Source organism: Actinocrispum sp. NPDC049592, assembly GCF_040675465.1.
Classification (GTDB): Bacteria; Actinomycetota; Actinomycetes; order Mycobacteriales; family Pseudonocardiaceae; genus Kibdelosporangium.
Genome location: NZ_JBFAPA010000004.1, coordinates 87,208 through 102,117, shown reverse-complemented (window position 1 = coordinate 102,117; position 14,910 = coordinate 87,208). Strand labels below are relative to the sequence as shown.

The window sequence follows — 14,910 nt, the reverse complement described above, 5'->3', positions numbered from 1 at the left end:
GCGCGAGTCTTCGGCGACTTCGAGGCGACTTCGCGCCACGCTAGAAAATAAGGGCGCTGTACGCGTTGAGGGCGGGCTGGCCGCCGAGGTGGGCGTACAGGACGTTCGAGGTCTTGGCGATCTCGCCGGTCGCGACGAGGTCGATCATCCCGGCCATCGACTTCCCCTCGTAGACCGGGTCGGTGATCATCGCCTCCAGGCGGGCGGCCAGCCGCATCGCTTCGAGGGTCTGCTCGTCCGGGATGCCGTAGATGCCCGCGTGGTAGCGCTCGTCCAGTTCGACATCGGCCTCCGACACGGCGGTGCCGATCAGGTTCGCGGTGTTCTGCGCGATGCGCACCACCGCTTCCTTGGTCTCCTTGGGTTTCGCCGAGGCGTCGATGCCGATCACGCGACGGTTCCGGCCCGCGAACCCCGCGACCATGCCCGCCTGCGTACTGCCGGTCACCGAACAGACCACGATCGTGTCGAAGAAGACACCCAGCTCCTGCTCCTGACGCTCGACCTCAGCGGCCCAGCCGGCGAAACCCAGCCCGCCGAGCGGGTGGTCGGACGCGCCCGCGGGGATCGCGTAGGGCGTGCCGCCGGCGGCTTGGACCTCTTCGATCGCCTGCTGCCAGGACTCGCGGATGCCGATGCTGAAGCCCGCCGGGTTGAGCTTCACGTCCGCGCCCATCAGGCGGCTCAGCTGGATGTTGCCGACCTTGTCGTAGCCGGGGTCGGTCCAGTCCACCCAGTGTTCTTGCACCACAACGCATTTCAGCCCGGTGCGGGCGGCCGCGGCGGCGACCTGCCTGGTGTGGTTGGACTGCACGCCCCCGATCGACACCAGCGTGTCACAGCCGGTCGCGATCGCGTCCGCGACGAGGTACTCGAGCTTGCGGGTCTTGTTGCCGCCAAAGGCAAGCGGCGAGTTGCAGTCCTCGCGCTTGGCCCACAGTGCCGCCCCGCCGAGGTGCTCGGTGAGCCGGTCCAGGCGGTGGATCGGGGATGGGCCGAACAGCAGCGGATAGCGCGAGTAGTCGTCGAGCGTCACCAGGCCTCCAACCAATATATTAGTTACCGCTACCGTACCCCCGAGGACCCCGCCAAGACCAGAGCGCCCCAGCGGCCAGATCGGCCATATCAGCAGATCAAGCGGCCCAATCGGCCTCACCAGCCTCCAGAGCCAATATATTGCCCCATACGGGACATCCGGCACGTCAGCGCGATCGCCCCGCCCTGCAGCGCGTCACAGCCCGGAAGACGTCGGCCCGGCCGTCCCAGCGACCGCCGTTCCCGCAGGTGGCAGGCGTCTCAGCGTCCCACCGTCCCAGGTTCACTGTTGATCTTGATCTTGTCGCTGGTGCCGCGTTCAGTTCCCGGTGTGTGGCCGCTCAGGCCACGCTCCAACGACGAGAGGGACCTGGTGATGGCAAGGCGTACCCAACGCGCGTTACGCGCGGCCGCCCTCGCGGTGATCAGCATCGGCGGCCTCATGGCCGGCACCGCTCCCGCCAACGCGGGCGCGAGCTGTTCGCTGGCAGGCTGTTCGACAACGGTCAACGACAGCTCGGTCGGCGCGACCGCGATGCGCAACTGGTGCTGGGACGGGAACAGCTCGGGTGACTCGACGGAGACCTACCCCGGGTGCACGGTCGACAATGTGCCGCAGTCGGGCATGTTCTTGTCCGCCGGCGGCGGTCACACCCCGCGTGACCAGGACTGGGACGTCCTCCGGGTGGACGCGGGCTGGTGCTACAAGGTGTTCTTCAACCGGCTGTGGGTGCCCAGCTTCACGCGGACCTACGACCGGCGCGGCAGGTCGGAACTGTACGTCAAGGTGGGCGACGAGGCGATCGCGCACATCAAGGGCCAGAGCACGTCGTCCTGTCCCTGACGGGCTACCATCGGGGCCGCGAGATCAACCTCGACGGACTTCTGCCGGTGATGGGCCGGCGTGGAGTGCGTGTCCCCGCTCCACGCCACCAATGGACGGTTTCTGGCGATGACCACGGGTCGGTGAGTTCCCGGACACCGGCGACCCGGACTGGTCCCGCCCCGCCAGGCAGCGAACGGGACACGCATGTCTTCCGCGACCTACCGCTCTCTGCTGCGCGCATCCGGAGCCGCCGCCTTCTTCCTGACCACGGTCGCCGGCCGGGTCGGCATCGCGATGACCAGCCTGAGCATCGTCTGGCTGGTGCACGCCCAGACCGGCTCGTACGTCACGGCCGGGCTCGTCACCGGCGGTTTCGCCGTCGCTGAGGCGGTGGCCGGGCCGCAGCTGGCCCGGCTCGCCGACCGGTTCGGCCAGACCCGCGTGCTGCCGCCGATCGTGCTGGTCCACGCCGTAGCGGTGGCGACCCTGCTGACGCTGGTCAAGGTCGGCGTCCCGGAGTGGCTGACGGTGGTGGGCGGGGTGTTGGCCGGTGGCACCATCCCGCAGCTCGGCGCGTTGTCGGCGGCGAGATGGGCGGCGCTGCTGCGGAAGGAGCGGCTGCCCGCCGCATTCGCGTTGGAGACGCTGGCCAACGAGCTGGCATACCTGACCGGCCCGGTCCTGGTCAGCTTTCTCGGCGCCAGCGGCCATCCGGCGGCGGGCACGATCCTGGCGGCTGGCCTGGTCGTGTCCGGCGGACTGTGCCTGGCCGCACAACGCCGAACAGCGCCGCCTTCCGGTGCCGCGGAGCGACAGCGCCCGGGCAGATCACTGCTGCGGCCCGGGTTCATGGTCCTGGCCGGGGTGAACCTGGCCGTGGGCGGGTTCTTCGGGTCCATGCAGATCTCGGTGACCGCGTTCGCGATGGAGCACGGCGCAGCGGGGACGGCGGCCGCGTTGTTCACGACATCCAGTTGCGCGAGTCTGCTGGCGGGGTGGCTGTACGGACTGCGGCGGTGGCGCACGGCTCCGCGGCGGCAGCTGGCGGCGGCTGCGGCCGGGCTGGCGGTTGGTTGCCTGCCGTCGTTGGTCGCCGATTCGCCGTGGCAGCTCGGGTCCGGCGTCGCGCTGACCGGGCTGGCGATCCCGCTGATCCTGGTTCCCGGCTCGGTGCTGGCCGAGAAGGCCGTGCACCGGTCGGTGCTCACCCAGGCCTTTGCCTGGCTGAACTCCGCCAGCGCAGCCGGGTCGGCCGGTGCCGCGGCGGCGGCCGGGTGGGCCGTGGACACCTTCGGCGCACATGGTGGGTTCACGGTGGCGGCGACGGCCTCGTGGGTCATCGCGCTGCTGGCCGCCGCGGGTCTGCGGCTGAAATAGGTCCACTGTGGTCTGTTCGGGCCGGACGACGAGGCCGGGGTTGATATCTGGTTCGCGCGTACGAAGACAGCCCGGACCGGCCCGGGCAGGCTCCTCGCGAGGGGGATCGGCGATGGAGGCCTGATGAGATCGGTCCGGACAATCGCGGCGGCGGGTGCGGTGGCGCTGAGCCTCTCGGCCTGCGGCGGCACCGGTGACCCCGCCGGAAGCCAGAACCTCGTCAATGGCAAGACGTTCACGATGGTGCTGCCCGGTGACCCCGGCAACCTCGACCCGCACTTCACGTCGCTGTCCGTCACGATGCAGGTCGACCGGTTCCTGTACGACTCGCTGCTGGCCATCGACAAGGACGGCAAGACCGTCGCGGGCCTGGCGGACAAGTGGGAGTCGACCACCACGACGGTGACCTACCGGCTGCGCAAGGGAATCACGTGCTCCGACGGCAGCCCGCTGACCGCGGCCACGGTCGCGGCCAACATCAACTTCGTCGGCGATCCGAAGAACTCCTCCAGCCGGATCGGCGTCTACGTCCCGCCCGGCGCCACCGCGACCGCCGATGAGGCCGCCGGGACGGTCACGGTCACCTCGCCGGTGCCGAACTCGTTCCTGGACCGCGCGGTCGGCGGCCTGCACATCGTGTGCGACAAGGGAATGAAGGACCGCGACTCGCTCAGGCAGGGCGCGAGCGGCACCGGCATGTTCACCGTGGCCGAGGTCGTGCCCGGTGATCACTACACCTTCGAGCGCCGCAAGGACTACGCCTGGGGCCCCGGCGACGCCAAGCCCGGCCAGGCGGGCCTGCCGGACAAGGTGACGCTGCGGATCGTCGCCAACGAGAGCACGGCGACCAACCTGCTGATGTCCGGCGAGGTCAACGCGGCCTCGATCATCGGCCTGGACCAGCAACGCCTGCAGGCGCAGAAGATGCTGCAACGAGACGTGATGGCGATGCTCGGCGAGCTGTGGTTCAACCAGAAGGCGGGCCTGCCGGGCGCCGACGTGGCCGTTCGCAAAGGCCTGACGCAAGCACTGGACCTCAACCAGCTCACGCAGGTGCTGACCAGCGGAACCGGCAAGCCCGCCAAAGGCCTGGTCGCCCCGGGCATGACGCCGTGCGACCCGGACACGATCAGCGGCAAGCTGCCCGCGTTCGACGTCCAGGCCGCGAAGACCACGCTCGACGCGGCGGGCTGGCGGCCAGGAGCGGACGGCATCCGCGTCAAGGACGGCAAACGGCTGGCGATCACCCTGTTCTACACGACCGAACTGGGCACCACCATGCAGGCCACGGCCGAGCTGATGCAGAAGTTCTGGCAGCCGGCCGGGGTCGAGGTGGCGCTGAAAGGCGCGACACAGGCCGACATCAGCCAGGTGATCCTCGCCGGGCAGGGCTCGTGGGACGTCAGCCTGATCCCGTTGAACGTCACGGTTCCCGGTGAGGCGGTCCCGTTCCTCTCCGGGCCGACCCCGCCGAACGGCACCAACTTCGCCGGTATCCAGAACAGCAAGTACACCAGTCTGGTGCAGGAGGCGTCCGGGATCGCGGGCACCGCGGGCTGCGGCAAGTGGGCCGAGGCCGAGCAGGCCATCGCCGAGAACGTCGACGTGGTGGCCTTCGCCAACGCCAACCGGCCGACCTTCGGCAAGGGCGCCACATTCGAGCTCTCCCAGGGCAGCCTCGACCCCAGCACGATCCGGATGCTCGGCGCATGACCGCGATCGTCCACACGCGACAGTGGGACCGGCCGTGGGCACGGTTCGCGGCCCGCCGCGCCGGCCGGCTCCTGGTGTCGTTGTGGGTACTGGTCACGGCCGCGTTCCTGATGATCCACCTGATCCCCGGCGACCCGGTCCGCGCGGCCCTCGGGCCGACGGCTTCGGTGCGGCTGGTCGAGGCGCGCCGGGCGGCCCTGGGCCTGAACGACCCGTTGTGGTTGCAGTACCTGCACTATCTGCGTGACCTGGTCAGCGGGGACATGCACAGCTCGATGGTGTCCGGGTTGCCGGTGGCGCAGGTGATCGGCGACCGGCTGCCCGCGACGCTGGAGCTGGCCGGATACGCGTTCGTGCTGGCGGGTCTGGTGGCGGTCCCGCTCGGCACGGGGATGGCGGTGCTCACGCGGGGCGGGCGCCGCCGCCCGGCCGAGCTCGCGTTCACTTCCACCTCGGCCGTCCTGGCGGTGATCCCGGAGTTCCTGCTGGCAGTGGGCCTGGTGTACGTGTTCGGCGTGCAGCTGGGCTGGGCGCCGGTCGCGGGCCGGGCCGGCTTCGGCTCATACGTCCTGCCGGTGCTGTCGCTCGCGGTCGGCCCGGCCGCTGTGCTGTCCCGGATCATGCGGGTGGAGATGCTCACCGTGCTGGACGCCGACCACGTCCGCACCGCACGGGCGAAACGGCTGCCGGACTGGTTGATCACCGTGCGGCACGCGCTGCCGAACGCGTTCACCGCGACGATCACCATCGGCGGCCTGCTGTTGTCGTCGATGGTCGCCGGGACTGTGCTGGCGGAGAACGTGTTCGCGTGGCCCGGTCTGGGCAGCACGGTCGTCCAGTCGATCCTGGCCAAGGACTACCCGGTGGTGCAGGGCATCGTGCTCGTCTACGGCCTGGGCGTGCTGGTGGTCAACCTGGCGGTGGACGTGCTGCTCGCGGTGCTGGATCCGCGTTCGACGATCAGGGAGAGCTGAGGCGTGAAACGGATCCTGCGCACACCCCTGGGCGCCACCGCGGCGGCCTTGTTGCTGGCCGTGCTGGCGCTTGCCGTGGTCGCGCCGCTGGTCTGGACCGATCGGGCCAACGCCATCGACACGGCGCAGATCATGCACGGTTCGTCGGCCGCGCACTGGCTGGGCACGGACGCGCTCGGCCGGGACGTGTTCCTGCGAGTGCTGGTGGCCACTGGGATCTCGGTCTGGCTGGCGTTGCTGGCGACCGGGCTTGGTGTCCTCATTGGACTTTTGCTGGGCGCCGCGCCGGTGGTCCTGGGTCGCCGCGCGGGCCGGTTCGTCACCGCGGTGGTGAACATCGCCGTGGCCTTCCCTGGTTTGCTGCTGGCGTTGTTCTTCGCGGTGGTGTTCGGCGTCGGCGCGACCGGCGCGTTGCTGGCCATCGGCCTCGCCGTGGCACCGGGGTTCGCACGGCTGACCCAGACACTCGTGGCCAAAGTGTCCGGTTTGGACTATGTCGCCGCGGCGCGGGTCGCGGGCGTCGGGCGGATCCGGTTGCTGTTCAGGCACATCCTGCCGAACGTGGCCGAACCGCTGGTGGTCAACGCGGCCATCGCCGCGGGCAGTGCGTTGCTCGCGTTCGCCGGGTTGTCCTTTCTCGGTCTCGGTGTGCAGCCGCCAAGTTACGACTGGGGCCGGTTGCTCGGCGAAGGGCTGCAAGCGATCTACCTGCGTCCAGCTGCCGCTCTTGGCCCCGGCGCGGCGGTCGTCATCGCCGGGCTGGCATTCCACCTGTTCGGTGAGGCACTGGCCAAGGGGTTCACGCGGCACACCCCGCCGGTTCGCGTTCGCCGAGCCGAACCCGTTCCTGCCGTTGGGGCGACGAACGACGACGCCGTGCTCGTCGTTGAGGACCTGCGGGTCGGTTTCCCTGGCGTGACACCGGTTCGTGGCGTGAGTTTCTCGGTGGGCAAAGGCGAGGCGGTCGGAATCGTCGGCGAGTCCGGGTCCGGCAAGTCGCTGACCGCGCTGGCCGTCGCCCGGCTGATCGAGCACCCGGGCCGGGTCGAGGCCCGGCAGCTGACCTTCCAGGGCCGCGACCTGCGCAACGGCAATGCCCGACGCCATCGGCACCTGCTCGGCACGTCGCTGGCGATGGTGTTCCAGGACCCGATGACCTCGTTCAACCCGGCGATGCGCATCGGGCGGCAGCTCGCCGAGGTCGCCGAACAACACCAGGGCAGCACCCGTAAGCAAGCGTGGCAACGGGCGGTCGACCGGCTGCGTGCGGTCCGGATCCCCGACCCCCACCGGCGCGCACGCCAGTACCCGCACGAGTTCTCCGGCGGGATGCGGCAGCGCGCGATGATCGGCATGGGCTTGATGGGCAAGCCCGCGCTGATCATCGCCGACGAACCGACGACGGCACTGGACGTCACCGTTCAGCGCCAGGTTTTGCGGCTGCTGGCAAGCATCCGCGAGGACGACGGAGCCGCGCTGCTGTTGATCAGCCACGACATCGCGATCGTGTCGCAGGTCTGCGACCGGGTCCTGGTGATGTACGCGGGCCGGATCGTCGAGGACCTGCCCGCGGACGAGCTGTACACCGCCGCACGTCACCCCTACACGCGCGCATTGCTCGCCGCGGTCCCGGACATGACGACCGACCGCGACCGACCGCTCGCCGTGATCCCGGGCCGTCCGGTCGATGCCGCGCAGGCGCCGCCCGGATGTGCTTATGCGCCACGGTGTCCCTTGGCCGACAAGCGCTGCATCGACACCGCTCCCCCGCTGCGCGATGGCGACGGCCGCCGGGTGGCGTGCTGGAACGCGGACGTCCCGGTCCCGGTAGGTGAACAGGCATGACTGAGCTCGCCTTCGAGGACGTCACCGTCCGGTTCGGTACCCGCAGGCACGCCACGACCGCCGTCGACGGGGTCAGCCTCACCGTTCCGCATGGCAAGATCGTTGGCCTCGTGGGGGAATCCGGCTCGGGCAAGTCCACATTGGCCCGCGCCGCGGTGGGCCTGGTTCCGGTCGACAGCGGCCGGATCGTCCTCAATGGACACCCGATCGACCCCCGGACGCACAATGTGCAGATGGTCTTCCAGGACCCACAGTCCGCTTTGGACCCGAGGATGAGCATCGGCGAGTCGGTCGCCGAGGCGATCCCCCGCCGGGCGCGCAACCGCCGGGCCCGGGTCGCCGAGGTGCTCGACCTGGTCGACCTGCCGGTGGACTGCGGCCGGCTGTACCCGGCGCAACTGTCCGGCGGGCAACGCCAACGCGTCGGCCTGGCCCGGGCGCTGGCGGGCGAACCCGAGGTGGTCATCGCCGACGAGATCACCTCCGCGCTCGACGTGTCCATCCAGGGCACCGTGCTCAACCTGGTGCGCGACCTGCAGCGCCGGATGCGCCTGTCGCTGCTGTTCATCTCGCACGACCTCGCGGTCGTCCGGTATGTCAGCGACTTCATCGCGGTCATGTACCGCGGCCGGATCGTCGAACACGGCCCCGCCGGCCAGGTGCTGACCGACCCCCAAGACCCCTACACCCGAGAACTGCTCGCTGCCGCGGCCGACCCCGCCGGACAGCTGGACCTAGGAGAAAACGGTGACACGACACCAGCGCATCGATGACCTGACCACCTTCACCGTGCCCGGCCAGCCGGCCGTCTCCCCGGACGGCGGCCAGTGCCTGTACGTCCTGCGCACCACCGACGCCGAAGCCGATCGCGACAACCACGCCATCTGGCTGGTCGGCACCTCGGGCCGACCGCGCCAGCTCACCCGAGGGCTCGCCGACATGGCCCCGTCATGGTCGCCGGACGGCACGAAAGTGGCGTTCCTCCGGGCCCAGGACGGGCCGCCGCAGGTGTGGCTGTTGCCGATCGACGGCGGTGAACCCGAACAGCTGACCACGCTGCCGCTCGGCGCGGGCGAACCAGTGTGGAGTCCCGATGGGCTGAAGATCGCGTTCTCGGCCGCGACCGACGAGACACCCGGCGCCACCACCCCGATCGTCACCGAACGCCTGGACTACCAGGCCGACGGCGCCGGTCTACTGAGGACGATCCGCAAACACCTGCACGTCCTCGATCTGACCACTGGTGACTGCCGCCAGGTCACCAGCGGCGACTGGCACGCGGGCGGCCCGTCGTGGTCCCCCGGCTCGACCAAGCTCGCCTTCAGCGCGGCCACGGCTCCGGACGCTGACCTGACGTTCCAGTTCCCGGTGCACGTCCTGGATGTCAGCAAGCCGCATGCGGATCCGGAGATCGTCGGTCTGCCAACGGGTATCGCCGGTCCGGCGGTGTGGACCGCGGACGGTGAGGCGTTGCTGGTCGTCGGTTCGCCGGATGGACCGGGCAGGCATGCCGGGTTGTGGCGGGTCCCGCTGGCTGGCGGGGACCCGGTGAACCTCGCGGAGTCCTTGGACCGCAACGTGATGCCTGGCGGTCCGGCCTACCCCGGTGCCACGCCCCAGCTGTCCGAGGACGGCGCCACGGTGTACTTCTGCGTCCGCGACCGGGGTTGCACCCACCTGTACTCGGCGCCGGTCGACGGCGGAACGCCCAGTCCGGTCGTCACCGGCGCGGGCCGGGTGGTCGGCGGTGTGTCGGTGGGCGGCGGCACGGCCGCGATCGTGCTGGCAACGGCCGACTCCCTGGGCGAGATCGTCACCGTGGACCTCAAGTCGGGCACCGAGACCGTCCGCACCAGCTACGGCTTCGGTGATGTGGAGTTGTTCGCGCGCGAGGAGTGCGAGTTCACCATCTCCGACGGCACTGTCGTGCAGGGCTGGCTGGTGCGCGATCCCGAAGCCCAAACGCCGCAACCGTTGTTGCTGGATGTCCACGGTGGACCGCACAACGCCTGGAACGGCGCCGCCGACGAGGTCCACCTGTACCACCAGGAACTCGTCGCACGCGGCTGGGCGGTCCTGCTGCTCAACCCGCGCGCGAGCGACGGCTACGGCGAGCGGTTCTACACCGCAGCGCTGGGATCCTGGGGCGAGGCGGACGCCAAGGACTTCCTGGAGCCGCTCGATCAGCTTGTCGCACAAGGAGTCGCGGACCCTGACAGGCTCGCCGTCGCCGGGTACAGCTACGGCGGTTACATGACGTGTTACCTGACCAGCCGGGACAACAGGTTCGCCGCGGCGGTGGCCGGTGGTGTGGTCGCCGATCTGGTGAGCATGGCGGGCAGCTGCGAGGCCGCGCACTACCTCAGCGAGCTCGAACTCGGCGGCCAGCCCTGGAACGGCCGCCGGTACGACGGCATGTCCCCACTGTCGCAAGTGGACCAGGTCCGCACACCCACGCTGATCCTGCACGGCACCGAAGATCGAGCCTGCCCGGTCACCCAGGCCCAGCAGTGGCACACGGCATTGCGCGAACTCGGCGTGCCGACGAAGCTCGTGCTCTACCCGGACGCGTCACACCTGTTCATTCTCAACGGAAAACCCTCGCACCGGATCGACTACAACCGCCGGATCGTGGACTGGCTGGAGCAGTACGCCGGTGACGCCGCCGGGCCACGGCGGCCGCGCATCGACGCCGCGCACTGGCAGCGCAGGCTGGACGTGCTGGCCAAGCGGCACAAGGTTCCCGGCGCGCAGCTCGGGATCCTCCGGCTGGGCAGGGACGATGAGCTCGTCGAGGCGGCGACCGGTGTGCTGAACGTGGACACCGGGGTCCCGGCGACCACCGACTCGCTGTTCCAGATCGGCTCGATCTCGAAGGTCTGGACCGCGACCGTGGTGATGCAGCTGGTCGACGAGGGCCTGATCGACCTGGACGCGCCGATCGTGGACGTGCTGCCGGAGCTGAAGCTGGCCGACCCGGTCACCACGGCCAAGGTCACCATGCGGCACCTGCTCACCCACACCAGCGGCATCGACGGCGACGTGTTCACCGACACCGGGCGCGGCGACGACTGCCTGGAGAAGTACGTGGCCTCGCTGGCCGACGAGGCGCAGAACCACCCGCTCGGCGCCACCTGGTCGTACTGCAACTCCGGCTTCTCGCTGGCCGGCCGTGTGATCGAGAAGCTGACCGGCAGTACCTGGGACGCCGCGATGAAGGAGCGCCTGTTCGTCCGGCTCGGCCTGGAGCACACTGTCACCCTGCCGGAGGAGGCGCTGCTGTACCGGGCGGCGATCGGGCACGTGTCGGAGGGCGACGGCGACCCGGTCAAGGCACCCGTCTGGGTGCTGCAGCGCTCGGCGGGGCCTGCCGGGTTGATCACTGCCACTGCGGCTGACGTGCTCGCGTTCGTGCGGATGCACCTGACCGGCGGCCTCGCACCCGACGGCTCCCGCGTGCTGAGCGAGAAGAGCACCGAGGCGATGGCCGCGTGGCAGGCGGACGTGCCGGACAAGTACGTGCTCGGTGACTCGTGGGGCCTGGGCTGGTTCCGCTGCGACTGGAACTCCCACCGGCTGATCGGCCACGACGGCAACACCATCGGCCAGTCCGCCTACCTGCGGATCCTGCCGTCCGAGGGCCTCGCGGTCACGCTGCTGACCAACGGCGGCACCGCGCACGCCCTGTACGAGGACCTCTACCGGGAGATCTTCGCCGAGCTGGCCGGGGTGGCGATGCCCGAGATGCTGCAGCCACCCGCCGAACCGGTGACCGTGGACCTCGACCGGCACGTGGGCACCTACGAACGCGCGAGCACCCGGATCGAGGTGTTCCGTGCCGACGACGGGCTGACCATGCGCACCACCGTGACCGGTCCGCTGGCCGAGGTCATACCGGAGCCGGTCCACGAGTACCCGATGGTGCCGCTGAACGACGACCTCTATGTGATCCTGGAACCGGGCATGGGCATGTGGGTGCCGGTGACCTTCTACGAGCTGGCCACCGGCGAGAAGTACCTGCACTTCGGTGTGCGGGCGACCCCGAAAGTGAGCTGAGGTGCTGGCGGACATCGAGGAGCTGGTGACCTGTGAGTCGCCGTCGACGGACCTGGCGGCGGTCGCGGCGAGCGCGGACGTGGTGGCCCGGGTCGGTACCCGGCGCTTGGGCGTGGCGCCGGAGCGGATCGTGCTCGACGGGTGGACGCACCTGCGCTGGCGCTTCGGCGAAGGCGCCGCGCGGGTGCTCCTGCTCGGCCACCACGACACCGTCTGGCCGCTGGGTTCGCTGGCCACCCACCCCTTCGACGTGACCGATGGGATCCTGCGTGGACCTGGGTGTTTCGACATGAAGACCGGGGTGGTGATGGCCTTCCACGCCATCGCCGCGCTCCCCGACCGGACCGGGGTCACGCTGCTGGTCACCGGCGACGAGGAACTCGGCTCACACAGCTCCCGTGCGCTGATCGAGGCCGAGGCCGAGGGCTGCGCAGGCGCTCTGGTGCTCGAGGCGTCCGCGGACGGGGGCGCACTGAAGACCGAGCGTAAGGGCGTGTCCCTCTACCGGGTGCGGGTGCACGGCCTGGCCGCCCATGCCGGGCTGGAGCCGGAACGCGGGATCAACGCGGCCGTCGAGCTGGCGCACCAGATCCTGGCCGTCAATGAACTCGGCGACCCTGCGCTGGGCACGACCGTGACACCGACCTTGATGTCGGCGGGAACGACGACGAACACCGTTCCCGCCGCCGGTGAGTTCGCGGTCGACGTGCGGGCCAGGACCGTGGCCGAACAGGAACGGGTGGACAAAGCGATGCACGCCCTCACGCCGGTCCTCGGCAACGCACGGCTGGAGGTGACCGGCGGCCCGAACCGGCCGCCGCTGGAGGCCGCGGCCTCGGCGGAGCTGTTCGCGCTCGCCACCGAACTCAGCCCGGAACCCTTGTCGAGCGCGTCCGTCGGCGGCGCGTCGGACGGCAATTTCACCGCGGGTATCGGGGTTCCGACGCTGGACGGGCTCGGCGCGGTGGGTGGCGGAGCTCACGCCGACAACGAGCACGTGATCGTCTCGGCGCTGCCCGGCCGCACAGCGCTGGTGTCCGCGCTGGTCAGGGAGCTGCTGGCGGGCCGGACGAACCCGGCGGCCACATCTCGTCGGCGCCGACCATGACGAAAGCCGACCGGGACACGAGCATGGTTGGCGTGACCGACCTGATTGAGGACAACGCGACCCACCTCGCCGAGACCGCGGCGCTGGCGGCCGGAGTCGTTGTCCGCGAGCTCACCGAGCTACCCGACCTCGACGCCGTTTACCACCTGTACAACGAGATCTGGCAGCCCGACCCGACCAACCCGCCGGTGACCACCGAGCTGCTGCGGGCGATGACAAAGGCGGGCAACTACGTCTCGGGCGCGTTCGACGGGGACCGGCTGGTCGGCGCCTGCGTCGCGTTCTTCGGTTCCCCACCGGACGTCCGGCTGCACAGCCACGTCGCCGGGGTGCACGCTTCGGCGATGGGCCGAAGTGTGGGGTACGCGCTCAAGCTGCACCAGCGGGCGTGGGCGATCAGCCGGGGGCTCAGTGCGGTCGAGTGGACGTTCGACCCGCTGGTCAGCCGCAACGCCTACTTCAACCTCAGCAAGCTCGGCGCGCGGCCGGTGGAGTACCTGCCGGACTTCTACGGCGGCATGCGCGACCAGATCAACCGCGGCGAGGAGAGCGACCGCCTGCTGGTGCGCTGGGATCTGCGGTCCGGGCCGGCCGCCGGTCCCGATCTGCCTGCCGTGATCGCGTTGGACCGGTCACCGGAGGGGCGGCCCGTTCTGGGCACAGTGGACGGTCCCGACCTGCTCGTGGCCGCGCCGCGGGACATCGAGGCGCTGCGCTCAAGCGACCCGGCCGGCGCGCGGCAATGGCGTCTGGCGATACGGGAGGTGCTGGGCACGCTGCTCACCGAAGGGGCCCGGATCACCGGGTTCGACCGGTCCGGGTGGTACCGGGTGACCAGGAAGGACGGTCGTTGATGAAGCTGTCGGGCGTCGAGCTGCGGCTGATCACCATGCCGCTGGTGTCCCCGTTCCGGACGTCGTTCGGGGTGCAGACCACGCGCGAGATCCTGCTGCTGCGCGTGGTCACCGACGAGGCCGAGGGGTGGGGCGAGTGCGTCGCGATGTCGGACCCGTTGTACTCCTCGGAGTACGTCAACGCGGCCCACGATGTGCTGACCCGGTTCCTCATCCCGACGCTGGGCCAAGTGTCCACTTTGGACGGCAATGCGGTGGCGCCCGCGCTGGCGAGGTTCAAGGGTCACCGGATGGCCAAGGCGGCGCTGGAAACGGCCGTGCTGGACGCCGAACTGCGGGCACAGGGCCGGTCCATGGCCCGGGAGCTGGGGGCGGTGCACGACCGGGTGCCGTGCGGGGTGTCGGTCGGGATCATGGACTCGATCGGTGAGCTGCTCGACGCGGTCGGCGGCTACCTCGACGCGGGCTACCTGCGGATCAAGCTCAAGATCGAACCCGGCTGGGACATCGAGCCGGTGCGCGCGGTGCGGGAGCGGTTCGGCGACGACGTGCTGCTGCAGGTCGACGCCAACACCGCGTACACGCTGGCCGACGCCCGGCATCTGGCCGGGCTGGACCCGTTCGGGCTGCTGCTGATCGAGCAGCCGTTCGACGAGGAGGACGTGTACGCGCACGCCGAACTGGCTCAAGTGATCCAAACCCCGGTGTGCCTGGACGAGTCGATCACCTCCGCCCGCGCCGCGGCGGACGCCATCCGCATGGGCGCCTGCCAGGTCGTGAACATCAAGCCGGGCCGGGTCGGCGGGTACCTGGAGGCCCGCCGCATCCACGACGTGTGCGTGGCCAACGGCGTGCCGGTGTGGGCGGGCGGGATGCTGGAGACCGGGATCGGCCGGGCCGCGAACGTCGCTCTCGCAGCGTTGCCGGGGTTCACTCTTCCCGGTGATACCTCGGCGTCGGACCGGTACTACCGCACGGACATCACCGACCCGTTCGTGCTCGACGACGGCCACCTCACGGTCCCGTCCGGGCCCGGCGTCGGGGTCACCCCGATCCCGGCCGAGCTCGCGGCCGTGACGTCCAAGGTGGACTGGCTCCCCCGGTAGGAACGACACTGGCAGC

10 protein-coding genes and 1 pseudogene are annotated in these 14,910 nt (G+C 70.2%); 10 read left to right on the top strand and 1 reads right to left on the bottom strand.

Going from position 1 to position 14,910, the window contains the following annotated elements:
• Window positions 1-40: 40 nt before the first annotated feature.
• Window positions 41-1,036, bottom strand: a complete 996-nt coding sequence (locus AB0J95_RS12750) for a 1-aminocyclopropane-1-carboxylate deaminase (RefSeq protein WP_364756431.1) — start codon at window positions 1,034-1,036, stop codon at window positions 41-43.
• 375 nt (window positions 1,037-1,411) lie between these two features.
• Between AB0J95_RS12750 and AB0J95_RS12745 the strand changes: the two genes are divergently transcribed.
• The 10 genes and pseudogenes from AB0J95_RS12745 to menC all read left to right on the top strand — a co-directional run bounded on the left by AB0J95_RS12745 (window position 1,412) and on the right by menC (window position 14,894).
• Window positions 1,412-1,879, top strand: a complete 468-nt coding sequence (locus AB0J95_RS12745) for a hypothetical protein (RefSeq protein WP_364756429.1) — start codon at window positions 1,412-1,414, stop codon at window positions 1,877-1,879.
• Window positions 1,880-2,065: 186 nt separating this feature from the next.
• A complete protein-coding gene (locus AB0J95_RS12740; RefSeq protein ID WP_364756427.1) occupies window positions 2,066-3,238 on the top strand; it encodes an MFS transporter in 1,173 nt (390 codons plus the stop codon).
• Between the two features lie 123 nt (window positions 3,239-3,361).
• Window positions 3,362-4,951, top strand: coding sequence for an ABC transporter substrate-binding protein (locus AB0J95_RS12735; protein ID WP_364756424.1), 1,590 nt, complete (start codon window positions 3,362-3,364; stop codon window positions 4,949-4,951).
• Window positions 4,948-5,925, top strand: coding sequence for an ABC transporter permease (locus AB0J95_RS12730; protein ID WP_364756422.1), 978 nt, complete (start codon window positions 4,948-4,950; stop codon window positions 5,923-5,925). The genes AB0J95_RS12735 and AB0J95_RS12730 overlap by 4 nt, the downstream gene beginning before the upstream one ends.
• Window positions 5,926-5,928: 3 nt before the next feature.
• Window positions 5,929-7,770: a dipeptide/oligopeptide/nickel ABC transporter permease/ATP-binding protein gene (locus tag AB0J95_RS12725; protein WP_364756420.1), complete on the top strand. Its 1,842-nt coding sequence runs from the start codon at window positions 5,929-5,931 to the stop codon at window positions 7,768-7,770.
• A pseudogene (locus tag AB0J95_RS12720) lies at window positions 7,767-8,480 on the top strand (ABC transporter ATP-binding protein); the annotation flags it as partial. The gene AB0J95_RS12725 and the pseudogene AB0J95_RS12720, both read left to right, overlap by 4 nt.
• Before the next feature lie 37 nt (window positions 8,481-8,517).
• Window positions 8,518-11,826 carry a serine hydrolase gene (locus AB0J95_RS12715; RefSeq protein ID WP_364756417.1) on the top strand — a complete coding sequence of 1,103 codons (3,309 nt, stop codon included), beginning with the start codon at window positions 8,518-8,520 and terminating at the stop codon, window positions 11,824-11,826.
• Window position 11,827: 1 nt separating this feature from the next.
• On the top strand, window positions 11,828-12,934 hold the full coding sequence (locus AB0J95_RS12710; protein ID WP_364756415.1) for a M20 family metallopeptidase: 1,107 nt from the start codon (window positions 11,828-11,830) through the stop codon (window positions 12,932-12,934).
• A 23-nt stretch (window positions 12,935-12,957) separates the two neighbouring features.
• On the top strand, window positions 12,958-13,788 hold the full coding sequence (locus AB0J95_RS12705; protein WP_364757188.1) for a GNAT family N-acetyltransferase: 831 nt from the start codon (window positions 12,958-12,960) through the stop codon (window positions 13,786-13,788).
• Window positions 13,788-14,894, top strand: coding sequence for an o-succinylbenzoate synthase (gene menC / locus AB0J95_RS12700; protein WP_364756412.1), 1,107 nt, complete (start codon window positions 13,788-13,790; stop codon window positions 14,892-14,894). The genes AB0J95_RS12705 and menC overlap by 1 nt, the downstream gene beginning before the upstream one ends.
• Window positions 14,895-14,910 lie beyond the last annotated feature (16 nt).